We start from the raw sequence: 23,503 nt of genomic DNA on the forward strand, positions 1-23,503 counted from the left end.
TCACTCCCCGATCCGGGCGGCCCACAGCAGGCCGCCGAGCAGGTGCTGCCGGAAGACGGGCTCCGCGTACGACTCGGCGCGGTGGCCGAGCGCCGTGTAGAACGACCTGCCGCCCGCGTTCTCGTGGCACCAGACGAGCGGGTGGTCGGCGCCCATGCGGCCGCCGGAGTACGTCGACTCGTCGGCGCTCGCGAGGACCCGTACGCGCCCGCTCGGGCTGGCCTTGAAGTCGTACCACTCGTCGGTGACCTCCCAGCGCCCGGGGAGGTGCGCGGTCGCCGGGTGGTCGCGGTCGGCGACCGCGACCGTGCCCTCCTGGACCGGCGGGTGCCCGTCGAAGACCGCGCCGACGAGGTCGTCGCCGTACCAGGGCCAGTCGTACTCGGTGGTGGAGGCCGCGTGCACGCCGACGAAGCCGCCGCCGCCCGCCAGGTGGGCGCGCAGCGCGTCGCGTCCCTCGCCGGTGAGGACGGCGCCGCTCGTGGAGAGGAACACGACGGCCGCGCTGCCCGGGATGCGGGCGGCGAGGACGTCGGGGTCCTCGGTGGCGGTGACGTCGATGCCGCGCCCGGCGGCCAGTTCGGAGAAGGCGGTGACACCGGCCGGGATGGACTCGTGGCGGTATCCGGTGGTGCGCGAGTAGACGACGATGTGTGGTGCGCTCATGGGGACCCATGGTAGGAGGGCGTGTCCCCGGGGGCGGCAACACGCTTGCGCGCGCATTCCCTTCGGGGCATATTCACCGGCCGGGTCTTCCGTTCTGCGGTCGTCGGGCCGCATGATCATGGGCATCGCCAGTGAGGAGTACAGATGCCCCGTGAACACGTTGCCCAGGTGTTCAGCCGGCAGGCCGACGCCTGCGGCCGTCTCGGTTCGCCGCTGTACGCGGCGCTGTTGGCCCGCGTGGCGCAGGACGTGCGCGACAGCGGGCCGTGCGCCGGCGCGGTCATGGGGTACGAGGACAGCGGCCACGACGCCGCGCTCCCGCTGCGGTTCATGGCCGCCGTGAACTCCCTGGCGCTGACCGGACGGGCGCCGGAGGTCGCCGCCCACTTCCCGAGCGCGGGCGGCGAGTTCGACCCCGGGCACCCGGACGCGGCGTGGCCCGCGCTGCTCGCGGCCGTCACCGCGCACCCCGAGTGGGTCGCCGACTGGCTGACGCGCCCGCCGCAGACCAACGAGGTGGGCCGCGCGCACCTGCTCGTCGCCGGGCTCCTGCACAGCGTGCCCACCGCGCAGCGGCCGATCCGGCTGTTCGAGCTGGGGTCGAGCGCGGGCCTCAACCTCCGCGCGGAGCAGTTCCGCTACTCCGCCGACGACTTCGCCTGGGGACCGGTCGACTCGGCCGTGCGGCTGACCGGCGTGTGGGAGGGCGAGGTGCCGGACTGGCTGCGCGCCGGGGCGGAGCGGCACCAGGCGCTGCGGATCGTGGAACGGCGCGGCTGCGACCCGGCGCCCATCGACCCGCTGTCGTCCGACGGGGCGCTCGCGCTGCGGGCGTACGTGTGGCCGGACCAGGTGGCGCGCATGCGGCGGCTCGACGGGGCGCTGGCGATAGCGGCGAAGGTCCCGGCCACCGTCGAGGCGGCGGGGGCGGCGGAGTTCCTGTCCGCGGTCGAGCTGGAACCGGGGACGCTCACCGTGGTGTGGCACTCCGTGATGCAGCAGTACGTGGCCCCGGAGGAGTGGGCGCTGGTGCGGGGGGAGCTGGACCGGCTGGGGAGGTCGGCGACGGCGGAGGCGGGCTTCGTGTACGTGTCGTTCGAACCGCGGGCGGTGGACGGCGAGCAGGCGTTCTGGCTCGCGCTGCGGGACGGGGCGGGGCCGGAGCGGCTGCTGGCCAGGGCGCAGCCGCACGGGGTGCCCGCCAGGTGGCCGGTCGCCCGGGGATGACGCAGGATGGGCCCATGGCGCACAGGATGACGGACAGCGAGTGGCGGGCGTTCCTCTCGGACGGTACGCGGACGGGGAAACTGTCCACCGTGCGGGCCGACGGGTCGCCGCACATCGCGCCCGTCTGGTTCGTCCTGGACGGCGGTGATCTGCTGTTCACGACCGGCGGGGACACCGTGAAGGGGCGGAACCTGGTGCGGGACGGGCGGGTGGCGCTCTGCGTGGACGACGAGCGGCCGCCGTTCGGCTTCGTCGTGGTGCAGGGCACGGCCGAGGTGAGCGAGGACCTGCCCGAGATGCTGTTGTGGGCCACCAGGATCGCCGCCCGTTACATGGGCCCGGAGAAGGCCGAGGAGTACGGCGCGCGCAATGCCGTCCCGGGCGAACTGCTGGTGCGGGTGCGGCCGGACAAGGTGGTCGCGCTGGCCGACGTCGCGGACTGACGCGGCGCGCGAGGTGCCGGGCGACGTCACGGGGGCCGGGGAACGGGTGCGCCACCCCTGGTTCGCGCAGGTGTGGGTCCGGGTGGGGCCGATGCTGGACAGGCGCGGGCTCGCTCCCTGGCGGTCCGCGCTGCTGGGCGGGCTGGCGGGCGAGGTCGTGGAGATCGGGGCGGGCGACGGGCGCAACTTCCCGCGTTACCCGCCCGCGGTGACGCGGGTGGTCGCGGTGGAGCCCGAGCCGGTGCTGCGCAGGGCGGCACGGGTGCGGGCGGTGGAGAGCGGCCGGGGGCCCGGGGGGCGTCTGGGGCGGGTCGAGGTCGTCGAGGGGGTGGCGGGGCGGCTGCCCGCGGACGACGCGTCGTTCGACGCCGTGGTGGCGTGCCTGGTGCTGTGCACGGTGCCCGACCAGGAGGCGGCGCTGCGGGACGCGTACCGGGTGCTGCGGCCGGGAGGGACGCTGCACTTCCTGGAGCACGTCGAGGCGCCGTCGCGCGGGATGCGGGCGGTGCAGCGCGCCGTGGACGCGACGCTGTGGCCCCGGCTGGCGGGCGGCTGCCACACGGGCCGGGACACCGTCGCGGCGGTGGAGCGGGCCGGATTCACCCTGGCGGAGGTACGGCGCTTCCACTTCCCCGTATGGCGCACGCCTGCGTCGTTCCACGTGCTGGGCACCGCGCGCCGTCCGCCCGCCGTGCCGGGCGGACCGGGGGCGGTCACGGTGCGTTGAGGGGGACGCCGTCTTAAGCTCACGGCATGTCAGCAGCACGCTTCAAGGACCTGGCGCTGGACGCCCTCGACCACAAGGCGCTCGCCGACTGGTGGTGCGCGGCCATGGGGTACGAGCGGGTGCCGCCCGCCGACGGCGCCGCCGACCGTCCTGGCAACTGGCCCGTACCCATCCGCGACCCGGCGGGCAGGGGTCCGCTCATCTGGTTCAACCCGGTGTCGGAGCCGAAGACCGTGAAGAACCGGATGCACCTCGACGTCTTCGGCGACCCGGACGCCCTGCTGTCGCTCGGCGCGACGCTGGTGCGGCGCAGGGGCGGCGGCATCGAGTGGGACATCCTGGCGGACCCGGAGGGCAACGAGTTCTGCGTCTTCGCGCCGCGCCCCTGACGGACGGGCGGGCCCGGCCGGGTGTCGGACCCCCGTGCCATGATCGGGGGCGGACGGCGCGGCGGCGCGGCGGTGTGACGACGGAAGGGTGCGGGGCATGGACGCGACGGGTGTGACGGACGGTGTGGACGGCGCGGAGCGGGCGCGGCGGGTCATCGACACCGTGGCATGGGTGCACCTGTCGGACGGCCGCATCCTCGGCGCCCGTTCGCGCGGCAAGGACGTCTTCTACATCCCGGGCGGCAAGCGGGACCCGGGCGAGAGCGACATCGAGACGCTGACGCGCGAGGTGCGCGAGGAACTGACCGTGTCGCTCGTCCCCGGCACGGCCGAGCACGTCGGCACCTACACGGCGGCGGCCCACGGGCACCCGGACGGGACGCTCGTCACCATGGCCTGCTACACCGCGCGGTACGAGGGGACGCTCACCGCGAGCAGCGAGATCGAGGAGATCGCCTGGCTGCGCCTCGCGGACCGCGACCGGACCGCGCCGGTGGACCACGCGGTCTTCGACGACCTCGCGCGGGCCGGGCTGCTGCGCTGACGCGCGCGGCCCACCTGCGGCGGTCCGCCCGTACGATGGGCCGGGCAGACGGAGGGAGACACGCGGTGGCCGGTGCACGGACCGACGGGCGGGTGGCGCGGGGCGACGCGACGCGGCGCCTCGTGCTGGGCCGCACCATGGCCATCGCCTCGGTCGAGGGTCTGGAAGGGCTGTCGATCGGACGGGTCGCCGGGGACCTCGGGCTGAGCAAGAGCGGGGTGTTCGCGCTCTTCGGGTCGAAGGAGGAGCTGCAGCTCTCCACGATCCGGGCGGCGCGGGCCGTGTTCGTGCAGCACGTGGCGCTGCCCGCGCAGGAGGTGCCTGCGGGAGTCGGGCGCGTGTGGCGGCTGTGCCGCGCGTACCTCGACTACTCGCGCGGACGGGTCTTCCCCGGCGGCTGCTTCTTCTCTGCCGTCTCCGCCGAGTTCGGCGGCCGGGAGAGCCGGGTGCGGGAGGCGATCGCGGCGGCCCGTACGGAGTGGCTCGGCTACATCCGCACGGTGCTCATCGAGGCGGGGGACGCCGGTGAGCTGCGGGAGGGGACGGATCTCGACCAGCTGGTGTTCGAGGTCTCGGCGCTGGTGGAGACGGCGAACACGACCTCGGTCCTGCACGGGGAGGACGGCGGCTACGACCGGGCTGCCGTCGCCGTCCTCGCCCGGCTGCGGGCGGTGGCGGCCGACCCGGGCGTGCTGGACGGCGTCTGACGCGGACTGCTCAGGCCGCCAGGTCCGGCGCGTGGCCGCCCGCGGCCGCGAAGGCCAGGACGGCCTCGACGACGCCGGGGTCGGCGAGGATGCGCCGGTGGCCGAGGCCGTCGGTGGCGAACAGGTCGGCGCGGTCGGCGTAGGCGGCGACGAGCCGCTCCGCCTCCCCGAACGGGACCGCGCGGTCGCGCCGGTCGTGGACGGCCAGCACCGGCAGCCGGAGCTGTTCGGGGCGGTGGACGGGCGAGAACCGGTTCCACAGATCGACCTCGCCGGGGAAGAGGCGGCGTTCGAGCGTGCGCCGCAGGGCGGGCTTCACGGTCTCGCCCACGCCCGTCATGGCGCAGAAGCTGTCGACGACGTGCGGGAAGGACGACGGGGTGGAGACGGTGACGAGCCGGTCGGCCGTCACGCGCCCGCGCAGCGCGAGGAACGCGCCGAGGCCGCCGACCGAGTGGCCGACGACGGCGGCGAACCGGCCGTGGCGGGCGTGGAGCAGCTCGGCCGCCCGCACGTAGTCGAGGATCGTCGAGGCACGGCCGCCGGACGCGCCGTGGCCGGGTGCGTCGAAGGCGACGGGGGTGAAACCGCGGGCCACCAGGGGCGCGACGAAGGCGCTGAAGCAGGCGGCGCGTGACTTCCAGCCGTGGACCATGAGGACGGGCCGGGCGCCGTCGCCCCAGGTGTGGACGGTGACCGGGTGGCCGCCGACCTGGATGACGTCCTGGGCGGCGAGGGCGAGGACCGCCGTCTCGTCCCGGCTCAGCGGCAGGCGGGCCAGCGGCCTGGAGAAGAAGGGCACGACCGCGCGGGCGGCCAGCGAGGGGGCGACGCGGCCGGTGACGCCGACGGCGGCGCGGACGAGGCGGGTGGCGAGGGGCATGGCGGGCATCCCTTGGGTCGGCGGCGGAGTGCCCAGATATTAGCACGACCGTTCGCACACTTTTAGGGCCGCGGGCGGCCCGGCCCGGGAGGGACCGGCCGGGATCAGGGGGTGACGGGGGCCGCCGCGCGCGTCTCGCTGTCGCGGCGGACCAGGGCGGCGTACCTGCCGTCGCGCGCGAGGAGTTCGTCGTGCGTGCCGCGCTCCGCGATGCGGCCCGCCTCCAGGACCACGATCTGGTCGGCGTCGCGGACGGTGGACAGCCGGTGGGCGATGGTGAGGGTCGTACGCCCGGCCGACAGCGTGTCGATCGCCCGCTGGACGGCCTGTTCCGTACGGGTGTCGAGCGCGCTGGTCGCCTCGTCGAGCACGAGGACGGGCGGGTCGCGCAGGATCGTCCGCGCGATGGCGAGGCGCTGCTTCTCGCCGCCGGAGAACCGGTAGCCGCGTTCGCCGACGACCGTGTCGTAGCCGTCGGGCAGGGCGGCGATGTGGTCGTGGATCTGCGCGGCGCGCGCGGCGGCCTCGATCTCCTCGCGGGTCGCGTCCGGGCGGGCGAAGCGCAGGTTGTCGGCGACGGTGGCGTGGAAGAGGTACGTCTCCTGCGAGACGACGCCGACCGCGCGGGCGAGCGAGGCGAAGTCGAGGTCGCGCACGTCCACGCCGTCGAGGGTCACGCGGCCCGCCGTGACGTCGTAGAGCCGCGGGACGAGGTAGCCGAGCGTGCTCTTGCCCGCGCCCGTCGGGCCGACCACGGCGAGCGAGCCGCCCGCGGGGACGGTCAGGTCGATGCCGTCGAGCGTGCGCGGGGCGGCGGGGTCGTAGGCGAAGGAGACCTGCTCGAAGCGCAGTTCGCCGCGCGCCCGTTCGATGGCGACCGGGTCGGGGCGCTCGGTGATGTCCACCCGCAGGTCGAGGTATTCGAAGATGCGCTGGAAGAGGGCGAGGGACGCCTGGATGTCCACGCCGGTGGACAGCAGGGAGACGGCCGGGCGCAGCAGGCCCTGCTGGAGGCTGACGAAGGCGACGAGCGTGCCGATGGACGGCGGGGTGTTGCCGAGGGCGAGCATCGCGCCCGCCGACCAGTAGAGCAGGGCGGGGATCGCGGCCATGATCATGCCGATGGTGGCCATGCGCCAGCGCCCGGCCATGCTGGCGCGCACCTCAAGGCCGACCAGCCGCTCCGACTCGCCGGAGAACTCCCTCGTCAGCGCGTCGGCGCGGCCCATCGTGCGGCCCAGGAGGATGCCGCTGACGGACAGCGACTCGGTGACCATCGCCGCCATGACGGCCATCTGCTTCTGCCGCTGGGTGGTGATGCGCTTGCGCTCCCGGCCGACCCGGCGGGCGATCCAGACGAAGCCGGGCAGGAGGGCGAGCGAGACGAGGGTCAGGCGCCAGTCGAGGGCCAGCATGGCGACGACGGTGGCCGTGACGGCGGTGACGTTGGAGACGAGGGACGTCGCGGTGGACGTCACCGTGGCCTGCATGCCACCGATGTCGTTCGCGATGCGGGACTGCACCTCGCCGGTGCGGGTGCGCGTGAAGAACGCGAGCGGCATCTGCTGGAGCTTGCCGTAGACGGCGGTCCGCAGGTCGTGCATGACGTGCTGGCCGACCGTCGTGGAGACCAGGGTCTGGAGGACGCCGAAGACGCTGCTGGTCACGGCCGTGACGATCATGCCGAGCGCGAGGAGGGCGAGGAGGCCGGTGCGGCGTTCCGGCAGCGCGGTGTCGATGATCTCGCGCAGGAGGAACGGGGAGGCGACGGCGACGAGCGAGGAGGCCCCGACCAGCAGGGCGACGAGGAGGAGACGGCCCCGGTAGGGGCGGAAGAGGCGGAGGACGCGGCGGATCTGTGCCGGCGGGACCGGCGGGACCGGGGTGGCCTGGATCCCGGCCTGGGCCGCCCTGGCCATGGTGTCGTGCGGCATGGGCTCCTTCGGGGACGCGTTCGGGCTGACAGCCTTCCAGCCTACGTCGCCGAACGGCTGGTCAGGTGCCGTCGCGCGGGTCGGCGAGCGTGCGCCGGGCGTACGCGATCTCCTCGAAGCGGACGGGAAGGCCCTCGCCCGTCGGCGACTGGGCGAGGAACCCGGCCTCCGGCGGCGTGTCGGAGGGGAGCGCGAACCAGCGCACGAGGTGCCAGAACCGGCCGTCCGTGGAGGCGTGGAAGGCGTACGCCCCGCCGACGCGGGCCGCGCGCAGCCAGATGTCGCCGCTCTCGACGGGGAACGCGTTGGCGTCGTCGGAGACGCCGCGGGTGACGACCGTGACGACGGTGGGCCTGCCCTGGGGGGACAGTTCGAGGGCGAGCTTGGCCCAGGAGCCTGGGGCGGCGTACAGGAGGAGCGCGCCCGCGTCGTAGGTGGCGGACAGGCCGGCGCGTACGCGGGCGCTGAGGACGAAGTCCCCGGCGTGCGGGGTGGCGAGGAGCGCGGGCGCGTCGCTGAACCGGCCGGGGCCGCCCGGGTCGGCGAAGAGGTCGGTGCGCGGACCGGCGGCCAGGGCGAGGGCGGCCGGGCCGGTCGCCTGCGCCTCGACCGGGCTGCCCAGGGGGCGCAGGGGCCCGGGCATCACGGGCAGTGTCAGCGGGTCGTCCATCGGTGGTCCTCCGTCCCGGACGGCGAGCGTCGGTTGACGCCGGACCTTAGCGGGAGAAGGGAGGGTCGGCCAGGGGGCGGCGCCGGAGGGCGGCCGTGACACTGGCCGGGGGCCGCGGGGGCGTGCTACCAAGGGCCATGCCTGCTGCGACCGGATCTCCCGCCCTGTCCGCGTACGACGCCGTGATCGTCGGCGGAGGTCACAACGGCCTGGTGGCCGCCGCCTATCTGGCGGGGGCGGGGCGGCGGACGCTGGTGCTCGAACGGCTGGGGCGCACGGGCGGGGCGGCGGTGTCGGAGGAGCCGTTCCGCGGCGTGGCCGCGCGGCTGTCGCGCTACTCGTACCTGGTGAGCCTGTTGCCGCAGCGGATCGTGCGGGACCTCGGGCTGCGGATCACGCTGCGCAAGCGGGGCGTCGCCTCGTACACCCCGGCGGTGCGGGGCGGGAGGCCGACGGGGCTGATGGTCGGGGGCGGCGAGGCGCGGACGCGGGAGTCGTTCGCCCGGCTGACGGGTTCCGACCGTGAGTACGAGGCCTGGCTGCGGTTCTACGCGATGACGGCCCGGGTGGCCGAGCGCGTGTTCCCGACGCTGACGGAGCCGCTGCCGACGCGGGAGGAGCTGCGGGCGCGGGTGGGCGACGGGGAGGCGTGGGAGGCGCTGTGCGAACGGCCGCTGGGCGAGGCGGTGGAGGCGGCGTTCGCGGACGACCTGGTGCGCGGCGTGGTGTTCACGGACGCGCTGATCGGCACGTTCACGCACGCGCACGATCCGTCGCTGCTGCAGAACCGCTGCTTCCTCTACCACGTGATCGGGCAGGGCACCGGGGACTGGGACGTTCCGGTGGGCGGGATGGGCGCGATCACCGACGCGCTCGCGGCGGCGGCGCGCGCGGCCGGGGCGGAGATCGTCACGGGGCACGAGGTGACGGCGGTCGCGGCGGACGGCGCGGCGGCCGAGGTGACCTTCCACGACGGGCGGCGCGAGGGCCGGGTGGGGGCGGCGAAGGTGCTGGTGAACGCGTCGCCGCGCGAACTGGCCGCGCTGCTGGGACGCCCGGCGCCGCCGGTGGCGGAGGGCGCCCAGTTCAAGGTGAACATGCTGCTGGAGCGGCTGCCCGCGCTCCGGGACCCGCACGCGGATCCCCGGGAGGCGTTCGCCGGGACGTTCCACATCGCGGAGGGGTACGGGCAGCTGGAGGACGCGTACCGCGAGGCGGCCGGAGGGACGCTGCCGCGCGTCCCGCCCGGCGAGGTGTACTGCCACTCGCTGAGCGACCCGACGATCCTCTCCCCCGCGCTGGCGGCGCGCGGCTGGCAGACGCTCACGCTCTTCGGACTGCACACGCCCGCGCGGCTGTTCGCCGGGGACTCCGCCGGGGAAGGGGCGGCGGTGCGCGACCGGCTGCTGGCCGACACTCTGGCCGCGCTGGACGCCCACCTGGCCGAGCCGATCGCCGGCTGCCTCGCGCGGGACGCGGACGGACGGCCGTGCGTCGAGGCGAGGACGCCACTGGACCTCGAACGGGAGCTGCGGCTGCCCGGCGGGCACATCTTCCACGGCGACCTGGCGTTCCCCTGGCGGGACCCGGCCGGTGCCGGGGAGGACGGGGCGGCGGAGGACGCGGCGGCCCGCTGGGGGGTGTCGGGCGGGCACGCGAACGTGCTCCTGTGCGGGGCGGGCGCGGTGCGCGGCGGAGGGGTGAGCGGCATCGGCGGGCACAACGCCGCGATGGCCGCGCTGGGCCGCTGACCGGGGCTTTCAGGGGCTGTTGAGCGCTGTGGGACAGGCGCGGCGTACCGCGCGCGGGCGCGCCGACACCGGCCCCCCATTGGTCTGGACATGACCAAAGAGGGCCAGTACCGTCAGACTTGGTCTAGACCGCACGACCCGACCCGAGCGCTCACCCCCCACGGACCTCCGGGAGCCAATCATGCGTAAAAGGATCACCACCGCAGTGGCCGGTGTTGGCATGGCCATGACCATGGTGCTGGGCACCGGCGGCAGCGCCCAGGCGCACGGCTACACGACCAGCCCGACGAGCCGCCAGCTCCTCTGTGCCCAGGGCACGGTCACCGGCTGCGGCGAGATCGTCTGGGAGCCGCAGAGCGTCGAGGGCCCGAAGGGCTTCCCGCAGGCGGGACCGGCCGACGGCACCCTCTGCGCGGGCGGCAACTCCCGCTTCTCCCAGCTCGACAACCCGCGCAACGGGTCCTGGCCCACCACGCGCGTCAGCAGCGGCCAGCGGTTCACGTTCAACTGGACCTTCACGGCCCGCCACTCGACGACCGACTTCCGCTACTACATCACCCGCAGCGGGTGGAACCCCAACCAGCCGCTCACCCGGGCCCAGCTGGACACCACGCCGTTCCTGACCGTCCCGCTGAACGGCAGGCAGCCCGGCCAGACCGAGAGCCACGCGGGCACGCTGCCCAGCCGCTCGGGCCGCCACGTGATCCTCGCCGTCTGGAACGTCGCGGACACGGGCAACGCGTTCTACTCCTGCTCCGACGTGCAGTTCTGACCGCTCGCGCGGACATGACCGGCCCGGCCGGGAGGCCGAGCGCCTCCGGCCGGGCCGGGTCCGCCGGGCGTGCGACGTGGAACGCGGGTGCGCGGGAAGGCTGTCGTCCTCTCCCCGCGCACCCGCCGCATGGGTGCGCGCCGTGCGGACTGAGGGCTGCTCCGCAACCCCCGCCAGATCAGCGCGCGGCGTCGGACGCGGTGCGTCGCAAGGCGCCGGATGGCCCTCGTACTGGGCGTACTTGGGCAATTCGGCGACGCGGCGAGGTGCCGTGGCCGGCGTCGCGCGCCTGGCGGGGGTTACGGGACAGGCCTCAGCGGAGCCAGGGGTGGCGGCGGACCAGGGCGAGGCGCTCCCAGGCCGCGCCGAGACCCCAGACGCGCCCCGCGGAGCAGGCGGCCGCTATCACCATCACCGCCGCGTAGACGACATGCTGGTCGACCAGCGGGTTGGTGGACATGCTCGGCGAGCCGTCCGACAGGTGCCTCGCGGGCGGGAACTCGCCGAGCCACAGGAAGAGCATCATCAGCGGGCCCGCGACCGCCGTGACACGCAGGCCGATCCCGGCGACGAGGGCGATGCCGACGCCCAGCATGCCCGCCATGTACAGCCAGTCGATGACGGCGACGCCCGCCCAGGAGTGGTAGGTGGACTCCAGCGGGCCGACCGAGACGCCGGCGAGGTAGCCGCCCGCCGGGGAACCGCCGCTGAGCCAGGCGCGCTCGGACGGCGTGGCGTAGCTGAGGCCCAGCCACTTGTCGAAGAAGGTCCACAGGAAGATGACGCCGGTCGCGATCCGTAAGACGGCGAGGACCTTGAGCGCGGCGGCGGGGATCGTGGCGGCCTGCGGCGGCGCGGGCAGGACGGCCTGCCGGGACTCGCCGGTCAGGATGGGCTCGGGGACGGCCATGGTCGCTCCTGAATCTGTGCGATGGGTGCGGTGGGGAGGGCCTGCTGTCGGCCGGGGGACGTACGGCGGCGGCGCCGTGGAGCGGCGGGAGCCGGATCGGGCGCGGCGCGGGGAGTCGGCGGGGAAGCGGTACGGACTCCGGCGCGGTGCCTCGGGGCCGCCGGGACGGCCGAGCGTAGCGGCGCGTCGCCGCCCGGCCCAGGGCGCACGGGGCGGAACGGCGGCGGCGTCACCCGCGAGGGGCGGAGGCGTCACCGGTCCCGGGCGCCGGACCGCGGCGGACACGCGGTCCGGACGGCCGCGGACTCCCCCGGCCCGCATGTCCGTTCGGCCGGTGGCGCCCGGGAGTGGGGGCACGGCGGCCCGGCGGCGTCGCGCGCCGGGCGCTTCACGTGGACAGCGCATGGGAGCCCTTCTCGATACGGCGGGCGCCGGGGAGGCGCACCGCCGCCGGGTGGTGACCGCCACGCACCCCTTCGGTGCGTGGCGGTCGGGTTGGGAGCGCTCCCACCCGACGGCGGCAGTCAGTGGCGGAGAACCCGCCCCGGATGGCATCGGAACCCGTCGACGAGCCATCCGGGACGGGGGCCGTCCGCGCTGCTCGTCCCCGGCAGCGTCGGTACGGCGCGGCACCCCCCGCCCGCCGGACACCCCCTCCCGCAGGGGGTCCGGAGCGGCCGGCACCATGGCGGGCGGCGGGGGTCGGGGTCAGCCTCCGCGCGGCGCGCCCGGTGGCGGGGCGGGGCGGCCGGTCACAGGTCCGCGCCCCGGCTGCGCCGGTTGAAGGCGCTGCGGCGGTTGGCCTCGCGGATGCGCTGGAGCAGCCGGAGCCGGTGGTCGCCGCGCTCGGGCGGCGGGGGGTCGCTCCGGACGGGGCCGTCCTGGCCGGACGGCGGACCGGCGCGCCGGGAGAACCGGCGCACGGCCGAACTGCCTGCGGGGGGTGACATGGTGCGGCCCTTCTCGATGCTGCCGGGCGGGAGCGCCGAGCGCGCCGGGCGGGGCAGGCCCCGGTCCGGCACACCGTATGGGAGCGCTCCCACTCGGAGTGACGCAACTCATAGTGGGAGTCGCCCCGGGCGCCGTCAACACTTCGCGCATCCCCTTTTCGAAAGCACCAGGCCGGAGCGCCGCCCCTGTCGCCCTTTCCCCTCCACGAGGTGAACGCGGCCGGTACAGGAGCGCGTCGGGGACACCGCGCGGGACGGTCTTCACTTCGCCTTCCGAAGGCAGGCGGGCCGCGTCGAGCCCGCCACCGGGGCGGGCCGGAGCCGGGGGCGGGCGTCTGCCGCGGGTTCCGGTCCGCCGCCCGAACGGGTCCCCGCGGCCCCTCACAACCGATGGCCGGAAATCGCCGCCGGGCACGGGCAGATGCCCGACCCACCCTCTCGTCCATCCGCCCGACTCCGGGGCGCTGTCGCGACGGCGACCGCCCCCCGGAGTCCGGCCCACACCGGTCCCGGAACACCCGGCGCTCCTGTGCCGGGGCAGCCGCGGGAAGCCTCCCCACCAGCAGGGGGGGCGGCCGGTCGCGCCACCGCCGCGGGCGCCCGGCGGCCTTCCGTCACTCCCCCGGGCGCCCGGCGGCGCGGTGTACCGGCGCGATGCCCGTCACCCGGCAGTTCCCGGCACGGGAGGGGACACGGCCCGCCGGCGTCCTCCGGACGGCGCCCGAGAGGCCCGTTCCCGTCATCCGCGCTCGGCCGACGCACCATAAGATCTTCACGTCATAGCAACGCAAAACTCCAGGTTCCCGCCCCCGGCCGCCGACCGGAACGCCGGGGAAAAATCCATTGATTTTCGCCACCCGGCACGAGGACCCTTGCGAGGTTGTCCAGCTCCGCCCTCCCCCGTTCCGGGGCACCTTCCTCTGGGAAACCATGCACATTCGAGACCTCCCGCATCCCGACCCCGGCGAGCCGGACGTACGTTCCGGCTTCCGTTTCCTGCTCTGGCTCTTCCGGCGTCAGCTCGGCGGACAGGCCAGAGCCCTGCTCTGGGGCACCCTGCACATGGCGGCCATCGCGTGCCTGCCGGTGACCATGGGGCTCGCCATCGAGGCGGTGGTGGACGGCTCAGGCGGACGGCTGGCCCTCACCGGGCTGTTCCTGCTCGCCATCACGCTGGTGATGAGCTTCGCCGACACCATGCTGCACCGCACAGCCGTCACCAACTGGATCACCGCCGCCGCCCGTGTCCAGCAGCTCCTGGCGCGCCGCACCGCCGAACTGGGCGGGCTCCTCACGCGCCGGGTCGCCGCCGGGGAAGTCGTCAAGGTCTCCACGGGCGATGTGGAGAAGATCGGCTGGTTCGTCGAGTCCTTCTCGCGGTTCGCCGCCGCCGTGGTCGTGACGACCGGGGTGTGCGCGGGCCTGATCGTGTTCGAGCCCGGGATCGGGCTGCTCGTGCTCGGCGGCGTCGCGGTCGTCGCCCTGAGCGTGTGGCCGCTGCTCCCGGCCGCCACGCGGCGGGCCGACGCCGAGCGCGGGAAGTCCGGGCGGGCCACGGAGCTGGCCTCCGACACCGTCGCCGGGCTGCGCGTGCTGCGGGGCATCGGCGGCGAGGAGCTGTTCCTCGAACGGTACCGGCGGGCCTCGCAGGAGGTCCGCGGCGCGTCCGTCCGCAACGCGCGGATGTGGTCGCTGATCGACGCGCTCCAGGTCGTCATGCCGGGGCTGCTGCTCATCGCGGTGGTCTGGCAGGGCACGCGTCTCGCGCTGGACGGGCGCCTGGAGGCGGGTGAACTGGTCGCCGTGTACGGGGCGGTGAGCTTCCTGATGTTCCCGCTGCGCCTGTTCCAGGAGGCGGCGATGGCGTTCACGTTCTCGCGTCCCTCCGCGAAGCGGGCCGTCCGCGTCCTCGGCCTGCGGCGCGAGGACGCCGGGACCGGCGGGGGGCCGGGCACGGCGGACGTCGCGGGCGAGGCGCCCGACGGGGACCTGTGGGACCCGTCGACCGGCCTGCTCGCCGAGCGCGGCAGGCTCACCGCCGTCGTGTGCGGCGACCCGGACTTCGCGGAGCGGCTCGCCGGGCGGCTCGGCGGCCACGCGCCGGACGCGGCGGGCGAGCCGTCCGCGCAGCTCGGCGGCGTCCCGCTCGACGGGCTGCCCCGGGAGGCGGCCCGCACGGCGGTGCTCGTCCAGGACAAGGACCCCGTGCTCCTGTCCGGCACGCTGGCCGAACTGCTCAGCGTCCCCTCGTCCGGCCGCATCGCGGCGCGGGACGCCCTCGCGACGGCGCAGTGCCAGGACGTGCTGGCGACGCTGGCGCAGTCGGCGCCCGACGGCAGCGGCGACCCGATGCGCGCCCGGATCACCGAGCGCGGCCGCTCCCTGTCGGGCGGCCAGCGCCAGCGGCTGGCCCTGGCACGTTCGCTGGTCACCGACCCCGGGGTCCTGGTGCTCGACGAACCGACCTCCGCCGTCGACGCGCACACCGAGGCGCGGATCGCCGAAGGGCTCGGGGCGCTGCGGACCGGCCGTACGACGGTCGTGTTCACGTCGAGCCCGCTGCTGCTCGACCACGCCGAGACCGTGGTGTTCCTCCACGAGGGCACCGTGGCCGCGACCGGGCGCCACCGCGACCTCGTCCAGACCACTCCGGCGTACCGCGCGGTCGTCACGCGCGAGCCGGAGACCGCAGACCTTGCCGAGGAGATCGCATGATCGGCGTCCCACCCCCGGAGTACGACCCGTCGACCGCGGAGCACGTCGCGAAACTGCCCGTGGCGGGCCGGGAGACGGTGCGCCGGTACGTGCGCGCCCTGCTGCACAGGCACCGCCGCGCCTTCGGCGGACTGGTGGTGGTCAACGCGGTGGCCGTCATCGCGTCGATGATCGGCCCGTACCTCCTCGGCCGGGTCGTGCAGGACCTGGCGGACGGCGAGCGGGAGCTGCATCTCGGGCGGACGATAGCGCTGTTCGCCGTGTCGCTGGCCGTCCAGGCGTTCTTCGTGCGGCTGGTGCGGCTGCGCGGCGCGGTGCTGGGCGAGCGGATGCTGGCGGACCTGCGGGAGGACTTCCTCGTGCGCGCGGTCGGGCTGCCGCCCGGTGTGCTGGAGCGCGCGGGGACGGGCGACCTGCTCGCCCGGATCAACACGGACGTCGACCGGCTGTCGAAGGCGATGCGCGAGGCCGTGCCGCAGATGTCCATCGCCGTGGTCTGGGCGGGCCTGCTTCTCGCCGGGATCGTCCTGACCGCTCCGGCGCTCGGCATCGGCGTCGTCCTGGCGGTGCCGCTGCTGCTCTGCGTGTGCGTCTGGTACTTCCGCCGGGCGCCCGCCGGGTACCGTTCCGAGGCCGCGGGATACGCGGCCGTGGCCGCGACGCTGGCGGAGACCGTGGACGCGGGCCGGACCGTCGAGGCGCACCGCCTGGAGGCGGAGCGCACGGCGCTCTCGGACCTCCAGGTCGGGCGCTGGACCGCCTGGGAGCGGTACACGCTGTGGCTGCGGTCGATCCTGCTCCCGGCGATCAACGTCTACCACGCGCTCATCCTGTCCGGCGTGCTGCTGATCGGCGGCTCGTTCGTCCTCCAGGGGTGGATGGGCGTCGGTGAGCTGACGACCGGGGCGATGCTGGCCCAGATGATGATCGAGCCGGTCGGGATGATCGTGCGCTGGCTGGACGAGCTGCAGGTCGCGCAGGTGTCGCTGGCGCGGCTGGTCGGCGTGCACGAGGTGGAGCCGGACGAGGGCGACGCCTCGGTGGTGCCCGCCGGGCGTGATCTGACGGCCGACCGGGTGCGGTTCGGGTACCTGGCGGGCACCGACGTGCTGCACGACGTGTCGCTCGACGTCCCGCCGGGGACGCGGGTGGCGCTCGTGGGTCCTTCCGGTGCGGGCAAGTCGACGCTGGGGCGGCTCCTCGCGGGCATCTACGCCCCGCGCCGGGGAGAGGTGACCCTGGGCGGCGCGCGTCTGGCCGGGATGACGGCGGAACGGGTCAGGGAGCAGGTGGCGCTGGTCAACCAGGAGCACCATGTGTTCGTCGGCCCGCTGCGCGACAACCTGCTGCTGGCGCGCACCGGTGCGACCGACGCCGAGCTGTGGGCGGCGCTGGGAGCGGTCGACGCGGCCGGATGGGTGCGGGCGCTGCCCGGCGGTCTCGACTGCGAGGTGGGTTCCGGCGCGGTGACCGTGTCCCCGGCCCAGGCGCAGCAGATCGCGCTGGCCCGGCTGGTGCTGGCCGACCCGCACACGCTGGTGCTCGACGAGGCGACGTCGCTGCTCGACCCGCGGGCGGCGCGCCATCTGGAGCGCTCCCTCGGGCGTGTCCTGGAGGGGCGGACCGTGATCGCGATCGCCCACCGGCTGCACACCGCGCACGACGCCGATGTCATCGCGGTGGTCGAGGACGGCAGGATCAGCGAGTTGGGCAGCCATGACGAACTCGTGGCGGCCGACGGCGCGTACGCGGCGCTGTGGCGGTCCTGGCACGGCTGACCGGCGGCGGTGGCCGTCCCGTGCCGTCCGTTCCCGTGCAGGGGGCGGACGGCACGGTGCTGTGGGGCCGTGGGGCGCCTGCCGCGTCAGAAGGTCATGACGGTCGCGCCGACCGCGCTGGCCGCGCCTATCACCATGAACAGGGGCATCAGGACCTTGTTCTCCACCGGGGCACCGGCGCGGAAGCGCATGAACTGGGGGGTGCCGACCGGGTACCAGCGCTTGCCCGCGATGGGCAGCGGCCACAGGACGGGGCAGCCGGAGATGGTCAGGGCGTCGCCGATGGTGTGCACGATCGCGCCGAGGGCGATGGGCAGGCCGATCCACAGGTAGGGCTCGTCGGGGAAGAGCCAGGTGGAGCCGTTGCCCGGCTGGTCGAGGACGTCGGCGATGAGCCAGGCGCTGGTGGCGCCGAGCAGCCATACCAGGACGTCGCTGGAGACGCGGGCCATGCGCCACAGCAGGCCCTCGACGGCGAGGACGAGGTGGACGAAGAGGGTGGCGAGGACGGCCCAGCGGTCCCAGGCGACGGCGGCCGCGGAGAATCCGGCGCCGAGGGCCAGTGCCCACAGCCAGGTGTGCGTGAGGGTGCGGTGTCCGCTGGTGCGGCGGCGCTCCCCCTTGGCGCGGGTGCCGTTGTAGACGGCTTCGGCGATCTTGTCGATGATGCCCGCGAGGATCTTGGAGAACGGTCCGAAGGCCCGGGATATCGTCGCCGACTTGTGGTCCAGGTCGGGTCCGAGCGCGGCCCCCGCGCAGATCAGGGCGCCGGCCAGGAGGACGGGCCAGGGCATCGGGTGCTCCGCGTAGGCGGCTCCGGCGCCGACGACGAGCCAGGCCATCGCGCCTGAGAGTGAGTGTGCCGGTCCCATCATGGCTGTGCCCCGCCCCTTCGTGCCGCCCGTGTCGACCGGGCGGCGTGCCACCCGTGTCGGCCGGACAGCGTAATGCCTGATGATCTTCCCATGTCCGGCCGGTTCCCCCCGGCGGGCCCTGGACGGGCAGTATGGGACGGTGACCCTTATCGATCAGATGCCGCCGCAAGCCGATCCCGATGCCCTCTTCGAGGCGTTCTCGTCGTGGACGAGTCAGCGCGGGATCACGCTGTATCCCGCTCAGGAAGAGGCGCTGATCGAGGTGGTCTCGGGATCGAACGTCATCCTGTCCACCCCGACGGGGTCGGGCAAGTCGCTGGTGGCGGCGGGGGCCCACTTCGCCGCGCTGGCCAGGGACGAGGTGACGTTCTACACCGCGCCGATCAAGGCGCTGGTGTCGGAGAAGTTCTTCGACCTGTGCAAGATCTTCGGGACCGAGAACGTCGGCATGCTCACCGGTGACGCGTCGGTCAACGCGGACGCGCCGGTGATCTGCTGCACGGCGGAGGTCCTCGCGTCGATCGCGCTGCGGGACGGCGCCGAGGCGGACGTCGGCCAGGTGGTCATGGACGAGTTCCATTTCTACGCGGAGCCGGACCGGGGCTGGGCGTGGCAGATCCCGCTGCTGGAGCTGCCGCGGGCGCAGTTCGTCCTGATGTCGGCGACGCTCGGCGACATGTCGCGCTTCGAGGAGGACCTCACGCGGCGGACCGGGCGGCCGACGGCGGTGGTCCGCTCCGCGACGCGGCCCGTGCCGCTGAGCTACGAGTACCGCACGACGGCGCTCACCGAGACGCTGACGGAGCTGCTCGCCACCCACCAGGCGCCGGTCTACATCGTGCACTTCACCCAGGCGCAGGCGGTCGAGCGGGCGCAGGCGCTGATGAGCATCAACATGTGCACGCGGCAGGAGAAGGACGAGATCGCCGCGCTGATCGGCAACTTCCGCTTCACCACCCGCTTCGGCCGGAACCTGTCCCGCTACGTGCGGCACGGCATCGGCGTCCACCACGCCGGGATGCTGCCCAAGTACCGGCGGCTGGTGGAGAAGCTGGCGCAGGCGGGGCTGCTGAAGGTGATCTGCGGTACGGACACTCTCGGAGTGGGGGTGAACGTGCCGATCAGGACGGTGCTGTTCACCGCTCTGACGAAGTACGACGGCAGCCGGGTGCGGGTGCTGCGGGCCCGGGAGTTCCACCAGATCGCGGGACGTGCGGGGCGGGCGGGTTTCGACACGTCGGGGTTCGTGGTGGCGCAGGCGCCGGACCACGTGGTGGAGAACGAGAAGGCGCTCGCGAAGGCGGGCGACGACCCGAAGAAGCGGCGCAAGGTGGTGCGCAAGAAGCCGCCGGAGGGCTTCGTCAACTGGAGCGAGGACACGTTCACCCGGCTGATCGCGGCGGAGCCCGAGCCGCTGACGTCGCGTTTCCGGGTGACGCACGCGATGCTGCTCGCGGTGATCGCCAGGCCGGGCGACGCGTTCGAGGGGATGCGCCGTCTGCTGGAGGGCAACCACGAGCCGCGCAGGCAGCAGTTGCGGCACATCCGGCGGGCCATCGCGATCTACCGGTCGCTGCTGGACGGCGGGATCGTGGAGCGGCTGGAGACGCCGGACGCGCAGGGCCGCAGGGTGCGCCTCACGGTCGACCTGCAGGCCGACTTCGCGCTGAACCAGCCGCTGTCGACCTTCGCGCTCGCCGCGTTCGAGCTGCTGGAGCCGGAATCGCCCTCCTACGCGCTGGACATGGTGTCGGTGGTGGAGTCGACGCTCGACGACCCCCGGCAGATCCTGGCCGCGCAGCAGAACAAGGCGCGCGGTGAGGCCGTGGCGGCCATGAAGGCCGACGGCGTGGAGTACGAGGAGCGGATGGAGCGGCTGATGGACGTCGGCTACCCCAAGCCGCTGGAGGAGCTGCTGTTCCACGCGTACGGGGTGTACAAGAAGAGCCATCCGTGGGTCGGTGATCATCCGCTGTCCCCCAAGTCGGTGGTGCGGGACATGTACGAGCGGGCCATGACGTTCTCCGAGTTCGTGTCGCACTACGAGCTGGCGAGGACGGAGGGCATCGTGCTGCGCTATCTGGCGAGCGCCTACAAGGCGCTGGAGCACACGGTCCCGGACGACCTCAAGTCCGAGGACTTCCAGGACATCGCCGCCTGGCTCGGCGAGATGGTCCGCCAGGTGGACTCCAGCCTGCTGGACGAGTGGGAGCAGCTCGCCAATCCGGCGGACGAGGACGCGGAGACGGCCAGGGAGCGGGCGGACCAGGTCAAGCCGGTCACGGCGAACGCGCGCGCGTTCCGCGTGCTGGTGCGCAACGCCATGTTCCGGCGGGTGGAGCTGGCCGCCCTCGACCACGTGGACGAACTGGGCGAGCTGGACGGTGAGTCGGGGTGGAACGCCGACGCCTGGGCGGCGGCGCTCGACGGCTACTGGGACGAGTACGACGAGCTGGGGACGGGACCCGACGCCAGGGGGCCGCGGCTGCTGGAGATCGAGGAGCGTCCGGAGGACGGCCTGTGGCGGGTCCGGCAGACCTTCCACGACCCGGCGGGCGACCACGACTGGGGTATCTCGGCCGAGGTGGACCTGACGGCGTCCGACGCCGAGGGCCGGGCGGTGATCAAGGTGATCGACGTAGGCCAGCTCTGATCGTCACGGCGGGTCCGGTGGGCCCGGCGGGCCCGGCGGCGCCGCGGGCGTCGGCCAGTGCCCGGCGGAGGCCGTCGCGGTAGCGGCGCGTCTCGTCGGGTCCGGCCGCCGTGAGCAGCGGCCAGGCGGCCCGTCCCAGCCCCGGGCGGGGCCGCCCCTCCGTCGTGCGGCACGGGGCGTCCAGCGGGGGCCTGAGGCGGTGGAGCCGCAGGCGCTCACCGGGGTCGGGGACGTCGGCCGCCAGCAGGTGCGCCGGGAGCACCGCCGCGTACACGGCGGCGCGCAGCCACGGGTCTTCCGCCTGGGTGACCAGTTGGGTGGTGCGTCGGGCGCGCCAGTGCGGGCCGCGCCAGTCGTGGCAGCGCTGCAGGGCCCGGCGCATCCCGTCCGGCAGCCGTCCGCCGAGGAGAGCGGGCCGGTGCGCCGCGAACGCGCGGAGTTCGGCGGCGGGATAGCGCCAGACGGCGGCGCGGTGCCCGTGCGCGTGGAAGTCGAGCGGTACGAGGCAGCCGCCCCGGGCCAGCCGGGCGAAGCGGGCCGGGCTGATGCGGAGCAGTTCCGCTCCGGCGGCGGCGTTGACGAGGCGGGCGGCGTCGCGGAGCACGGCGGTGAAGCCCGGTGTGCCGCGCAGCCGGTCCAGTTCGGCGCGGGCGACCCGGCGCTCCCACGGGCGGGTGCCGGGGACGGTGCGGATGCGTCCGAGCCGGACGGCGGCCTCGAACTCGGCGGCCCCGAGTCCGAGTTCGTGGGCGGCCCGGCGGGCGCTCGCGGAGTCGCGGCCGGGGCGGGCGGCGCCGCGTCCGGCATCGGTGGCGACGCGGCGCCGGACGCACCGGGCCGGCGGAGGGCCGTCGGCGGACGGGACGGTCCGTACGGTCGGGGCAGTCGGGGCGGTCATGGTTTCCTCCTACAGGCGATCACTTTCTGTGACCACACTAGGAGGAAGTCCCGCCGCTTCGCCACCCTGGGTAATCAATTAGCTCGAACGAGTGACCCGCTCCCCGGGTCACCGGTCCCGGGCGGCGAGCCCCATGTGCTCCCCGACCTTGTTGACGAGGAGCGTCATCTCGTAGCCGACCTGCCCGATGTCCGCGTCGGCACCGGTCAGCAGGCACAGACAGCTGCCGTCCCCTGCCGCCGTCACGAACAGCATCCCGTCGTCGAACTCGATCATGGTCTGCAGGACCTCGCCGCAGGCGAAGTGCTCCCCCACCCCGCGGGCGAGGCTGTGCAGGCCCGAGGCGACCGCCGCCAGATGCTCGGCGCTCGCCCGTTTCAGCCCCTGGCTCACCGAGGTGACCAGGCCGTCGCTCGACAGCAACAGCACATGGCGGACGCGGGGCAGACGTTGCGCCAGATCGTCAAGCAGCCAGTCAAGCGTGGTGCTCAGTGCCATCCCCAGCTCCCCCTTCTCGTAAGGCGACTGCTGTGTCAGCCTTCCCCAGGAAGAGGGGCTCGACAACCATCCTGACGGGACCGCTATACGGAATCAGCCGTACCGTTCCTTCTGCCCCGCGCCGTCACCGGGCCGGGCGGCACGCGAAGCGGCGCGGGACGGCAGTCCGCCCCGCGCCGACGCACCGCCCCCGGCGGTACGGGTCGTCACGCCCGGCCGGCGCGCTCCGTCCGCTTCCCCTCGCGCAGCGGCGCCCCGACGCTGTGCATGTGGGCGAGCGCCTGCCGGTACGAGTCGATCACGCCCGTCTCGGTGTACCGGACGCCGATCTCCCGGCAGTAGTGCCGCACCAGCGGCTGCGCCAGCCGCAGGTGCGGACGCGGCATGCTCGGGAAGAGGTGGTGCTCGATCTGGTAGTTGAGCCCGCCCATGATCCAGTCGGTGACGGGGCCGCCCCGCACGTTGCGCGACGTCAGCACCTGGCGGCGCAGGTGCCCCCAGCGCTCGCCGTCCGACGTCGGCATCTCCATGCCCTTGTGGTTCGGCGCGAAGACGCTGCCGAGGTGCAGGCCGAAGAGGCCCTGGTGGATCAGCGCGAAGAGCACCGCCTTGCCGGGCGACATGGCCACGGCCAGCAGGGTCACGTACGCGGCGAAGTGGAGGACGAGCAGGAGTCCCTCGACGATCCGGCCGCGCTTCTCGCGCTCCCAGCCGTCGGAGGAGATGACCATCTGCACGCTGGCGACCTTGAGGGCGATGCCTTCGAGGAGCAGCAGCGGGAAGAAGAGCCAGGCCTGGTTGCGGGTCAGCCAGCGCGCGAAGCCCTCGCGCTTCTCTGCCTGGTTCTGGGTCCAGACCATGACGCCCTCGCCGACGTCCGGGTCCTTGTCGATGTGGTTCGGGTTGGCGTGGTGCCGGTTGTGCTTGTCGTTCCACCAGGCGGAGCTCATGCCGAGCAGCAGGTTGCCGTGGAAGAGGCCGAGGAGGCGGTTGACGCGCCGGGTGGCGGCGACCTGCGAGTGCCCGGCGTCGTGGCCGTAGAAGCCGCTGCGCGTCGAGAAGAGCGCGAAGGGGACCGCCAGCAGCAGCGTCCACCACGAGTCGCCGACCGCGAGCACCGCCCAGACGATCCCGGCGAGCGCCAGCGCGTTGACGGCCATGCCCACCGCGTACCACTCGCGACGGCGCGCGAGCAGCTGCTGTCCCTTGATCTGCCGCAGCAGGGGCGGGAACTCACCGGCGTCGCCGTCTCCCTTCCGCCGCTGCTGCGGCGCGGGAGCAAGGACGAGCTGGGCATCGGACATGTCGCCTCCGGGAAAAACCTGACGTGGCTCCCACGCTAGGGACGGGCCGATGGAGCGGCCATGGGCGCAGCACCCGGCCGATGGTGTAGCCAGCCCCCCTTTCGCGCGGCGGCGCGTTCCTGTAAAGAGGCGCGGGCCGGGGACCGGGCGAAAGCCGCCGTTTCCAGCGACAACCGGTCATGGGGTACCCTCGGCGTCCGCATCGACTG

Annotated in this window: 21 protein-coding genes; 11 read left to right on the plus strand and 10 right to left on the minus strand. The window is 74.3% G+C overall.

From position 1 onward, the window contains the following. Nucleotides 1-666 carry a ThuA domain-containing protein gene (locus ACIBPC_RS25705; protein ID WP_398847883.1) on the minus strand — a complete coding sequence of 222 codons (666 nt, stop codon included), beginning with the start codon at nt 664-666 and terminating at the stop codon, nt 1-3. Nucleotides 667-810: 144 nt separating this feature from the next. On the opposite strand from ACIBPC_RS25705, the gene ACIBPC_RS25710 reads away from it, so the two are divergent. The 6 genes from ACIBPC_RS25710 (at nt 811) to ACIBPC_RS25735 (ending at nt 4,703) form a co-directional block, all read left to right on the plus strand. Then, nucleotides 811-1,893 carry a DUF2332 domain-containing protein gene (locus ACIBPC_RS25710; protein ID WP_398847885.1) on the plus strand — a complete coding sequence of 361 codons (1,083 nt, stop codon included), beginning with the start codon at nt 811-813 and terminating at the stop codon, nt 1,891-1,893. A gap of 14 nt (nt 1,894-1,907) precedes the next feature. Beyond that, complete coding sequence (locus tag ACIBPC_RS25715) at nt 1,908-2,336, plus strand: PPOX class F420-dependent oxidoreductase (protein ID WP_362966821.1); 429 nt, start codon at nt 1,908-1,910, stop codon at nt 2,334-2,336. A gap of 91 nt (nt 2,337-2,427) precedes the next feature. Further along, complete coding sequence (locus ACIBPC_RS25720; RefSeq protein WP_398847887.1) at nt 2,428-3,063, plus strand: methyltransferase domain-containing protein; 636 nt, start codon at nt 2,428-2,430, stop codon at nt 3,061-3,063. A 26-nt stretch (nt 3,064-3,089) separates the two neighbouring features. Then, nucleotides 3,090-3,452 (plus strand): VOC family protein, encoded by a 363-nt coding sequence (locus tag ACIBPC_RS25725; protein WP_362966817.1) that lies wholly within the window; start codon nt 3,090-3,092, stop codon nt 3,450-3,452. 97 nt (nt 3,453-3,549) lie between these two features. Beyond that, complete coding sequence (locus ACIBPC_RS25730; RefSeq protein ID WP_362966815.1) at nt 3,550-3,996, plus strand: NUDIX domain-containing protein; 447 nt, start codon at nt 3,550-3,552, stop codon at nt 3,994-3,996. A gap of 65 nt (nt 3,997-4,061) precedes the next feature. Then, nucleotides 4,062-4,703, plus strand: a complete 642-nt coding sequence (locus ACIBPC_RS25735) for a TetR/AcrR family transcriptional regulator (RefSeq protein WP_398847889.1) — start codon at nt 4,062-4,064, stop codon at nt 4,701-4,703. 10 nt (nt 4,704-4,713) lie between these two features. Here the strand turns inward: ACIBPC_RS25735 and ACIBPC_RS25740 are convergent, their stop codons facing one another. The 3 genes from ACIBPC_RS25740 to ACIBPC_RS25750 all read right to left on the minus strand — a co-directional run bounded on the left by ACIBPC_RS25740 (nt 4,714) and on the right by ACIBPC_RS25750 (nt 8,190). Next, nucleotides 4,714-5,586, minus strand: coding sequence for an alpha/beta fold hydrolase (locus ACIBPC_RS25740; RefSeq protein ID WP_398847891.1), 873 nt, complete (start codon nt 5,584-5,586; stop codon nt 4,714-4,716). Between the two features lie 104 nt (nt 5,587-5,690). Next, on the minus strand, nt 5,691-7,505 hold the full coding sequence (locus ACIBPC_RS25745) for an ABC transporter ATP-binding protein (protein WP_398848056.1): 1,815 nt from the start codon (nt 7,503-7,505) through the stop codon (nt 5,691-5,693). Between the two features lie 76 nt (nt 7,506-7,581). Next, entirely contained in the window at nt 7,582-8,190 is a 609-nt protein-coding gene (locus tag ACIBPC_RS25750) for a DUF1349 domain-containing protein (RefSeq protein ID WP_362966809.1), read from the minus strand. Between the two features lie 137 nt (nt 8,191-8,327). On the opposite strand from ACIBPC_RS25750, the gene ACIBPC_RS25755 reads away from it, so the two are divergent. Both ACIBPC_RS25755 and ACIBPC_RS25760 read left to right on the plus strand, forming a co-directional pair. Then, complete coding sequence (locus tag ACIBPC_RS25755; protein WP_398847893.1) at nt 8,328-9,941, plus strand: phytoene desaturase family protein; 1,614 nt, start codon at nt 8,328-8,330, stop codon at nt 9,939-9,941. Nucleotides 9,942-10,122: 181 nt separating this feature from the next. Next, nucleotides 10,123-10,713: a lytic polysaccharide monooxygenase auxiliary activity family 9 protein gene (locus tag ACIBPC_RS25760; protein ID WP_362966805.1), complete on the plus strand. Its 591-nt coding sequence runs from the start codon at nt 10,123-10,125 to the stop codon at nt 10,711-10,713. A 313-nt stretch (nt 10,714-11,026) separates the two neighbouring features. Here ACIBPC_RS25760 and ACIBPC_RS25765 read toward each other — a convergent pair whose 3' ends face one another. Both ACIBPC_RS25765 and ACIBPC_RS25770 read right to left on the minus strand, forming a co-directional pair. Then, nucleotides 11,027-11,623 (minus strand): hypothetical protein, encoded by a 597-nt coding sequence (locus ACIBPC_RS25765; RefSeq protein ID WP_362966803.1) that lies wholly within the window; start codon nt 11,621-11,623, stop codon nt 11,027-11,029. A gap of 752 nt (nt 11,624-12,375) precedes the next feature. Continuing rightward, nucleotides 12,376-12,573: a hypothetical protein gene (locus ACIBPC_RS25770; RefSeq protein ID WP_362966801.1), complete on the minus strand. Its 198-nt coding sequence runs from the start codon at nt 12,571-12,573 to the stop codon at nt 12,376-12,378. Between the two features lie 930 nt (nt 12,574-13,503). Here ACIBPC_RS25770 and ACIBPC_RS25775 point away from each other — a divergent pair. Together ACIBPC_RS25775 and ACIBPC_RS25780 are read left to right on the plus strand one after the other, a co-directional pair. Continuing rightward, nucleotides 13,504-15,288 carry an ABC transporter transmembrane domain-containing protein gene (locus tag ACIBPC_RS25775; RefSeq protein WP_398847895.1) on the plus strand — a complete coding sequence of 595 codons (1,785 nt, stop codon included), beginning with the start codon at nt 13,504-13,506 and terminating at the stop codon, nt 15,286-15,288. Beyond that, the gene (locus ACIBPC_RS25780) at nt 15,285-17,066 is read left to right on the plus strand and encodes an ABC transporter ATP-binding protein (protein WP_362966797.1); all 1,782 of its coding nucleotides are present in this window, start codon (nt 15,285-15,287) and stop codon (nt 17,064-17,066) included. Before ACIBPC_RS25775 ends, ACIBPC_RS25780 begins: the two co-directional genes overlap by 4 nt. 86 nt (nt 17,067-17,152) lie before the next feature. Here ACIBPC_RS25780 and ACIBPC_RS25785 read toward each other — a convergent pair whose 3' ends face one another. Beyond that, nucleotides 17,153-17,941, minus strand: a complete 789-nt coding sequence (locus ACIBPC_RS25785; protein ID WP_362966795.1) for a metal-dependent hydrolase — start codon at nt 17,939-17,941, stop codon at nt 17,153-17,155. 139 nt (nt 17,942-18,080) lie between these two features. On the opposite strand from ACIBPC_RS25785, the gene ACIBPC_RS25790 reads away from it, so the two are divergent. Then, a complete protein-coding gene (locus ACIBPC_RS25790) occupies nt 18,081-20,594 on the plus strand; it encodes a DEAD/DEAH box helicase (protein ID WP_398847898.1) in 2,514 nt (837 codons plus the stop codon). Here the strand turns inward: ACIBPC_RS25790 and ACIBPC_RS25795 are convergent. The 3 genes from ACIBPC_RS25795 to ACIBPC_RS25805 all read right to left on the minus strand — a co-directional run bounded on the left by ACIBPC_RS25795 (nt 20,566) and on the right by ACIBPC_RS25805 (nt 23,294). Then, nucleotides 20,566-21,492 carry a DUF6397 family protein gene (locus ACIBPC_RS25795; protein WP_398847899.1) on the minus strand — a complete coding sequence of 309 codons (927 nt, stop codon included), beginning with the start codon at nt 21,490-21,492 and terminating at the stop codon, nt 20,566-20,568. The genes ACIBPC_RS25790 and ACIBPC_RS25795 overlap by 29 nt on opposite strands. Nucleotides 21,493-21,600: 108 nt before the next feature. Continuing rightward, complete coding sequence (locus ACIBPC_RS25800) at nt 21,601-21,990, minus strand: roadblock/LC7 domain-containing protein (RefSeq protein ID WP_362966789.1); 390 nt, start codon at nt 21,988-21,990, stop codon at nt 21,601-21,603. Nucleotides 21,991-22,196: 206 nt separating this feature from the next. Continuing rightward, nucleotides 22,197-23,294, minus strand: a complete 1,098-nt coding sequence (locus ACIBPC_RS25805; protein ID WP_398847901.1) for a fatty acid desaturase family protein — start codon at nt 23,292-23,294, stop codon at nt 22,197-22,199. Nucleotides 23,295-23,503 lie beyond the last annotated feature (209 nt).

The sequence above is a fragment of the Streptomyces sp. NPDC049879 genome (genome assembly GCF_044461265.1).
Taxonomy (GTDB): domain Bacteria; phylum Actinomycetota; class Actinomycetes; order Streptomycetales; family Streptomycetaceae; genus Streptomyces.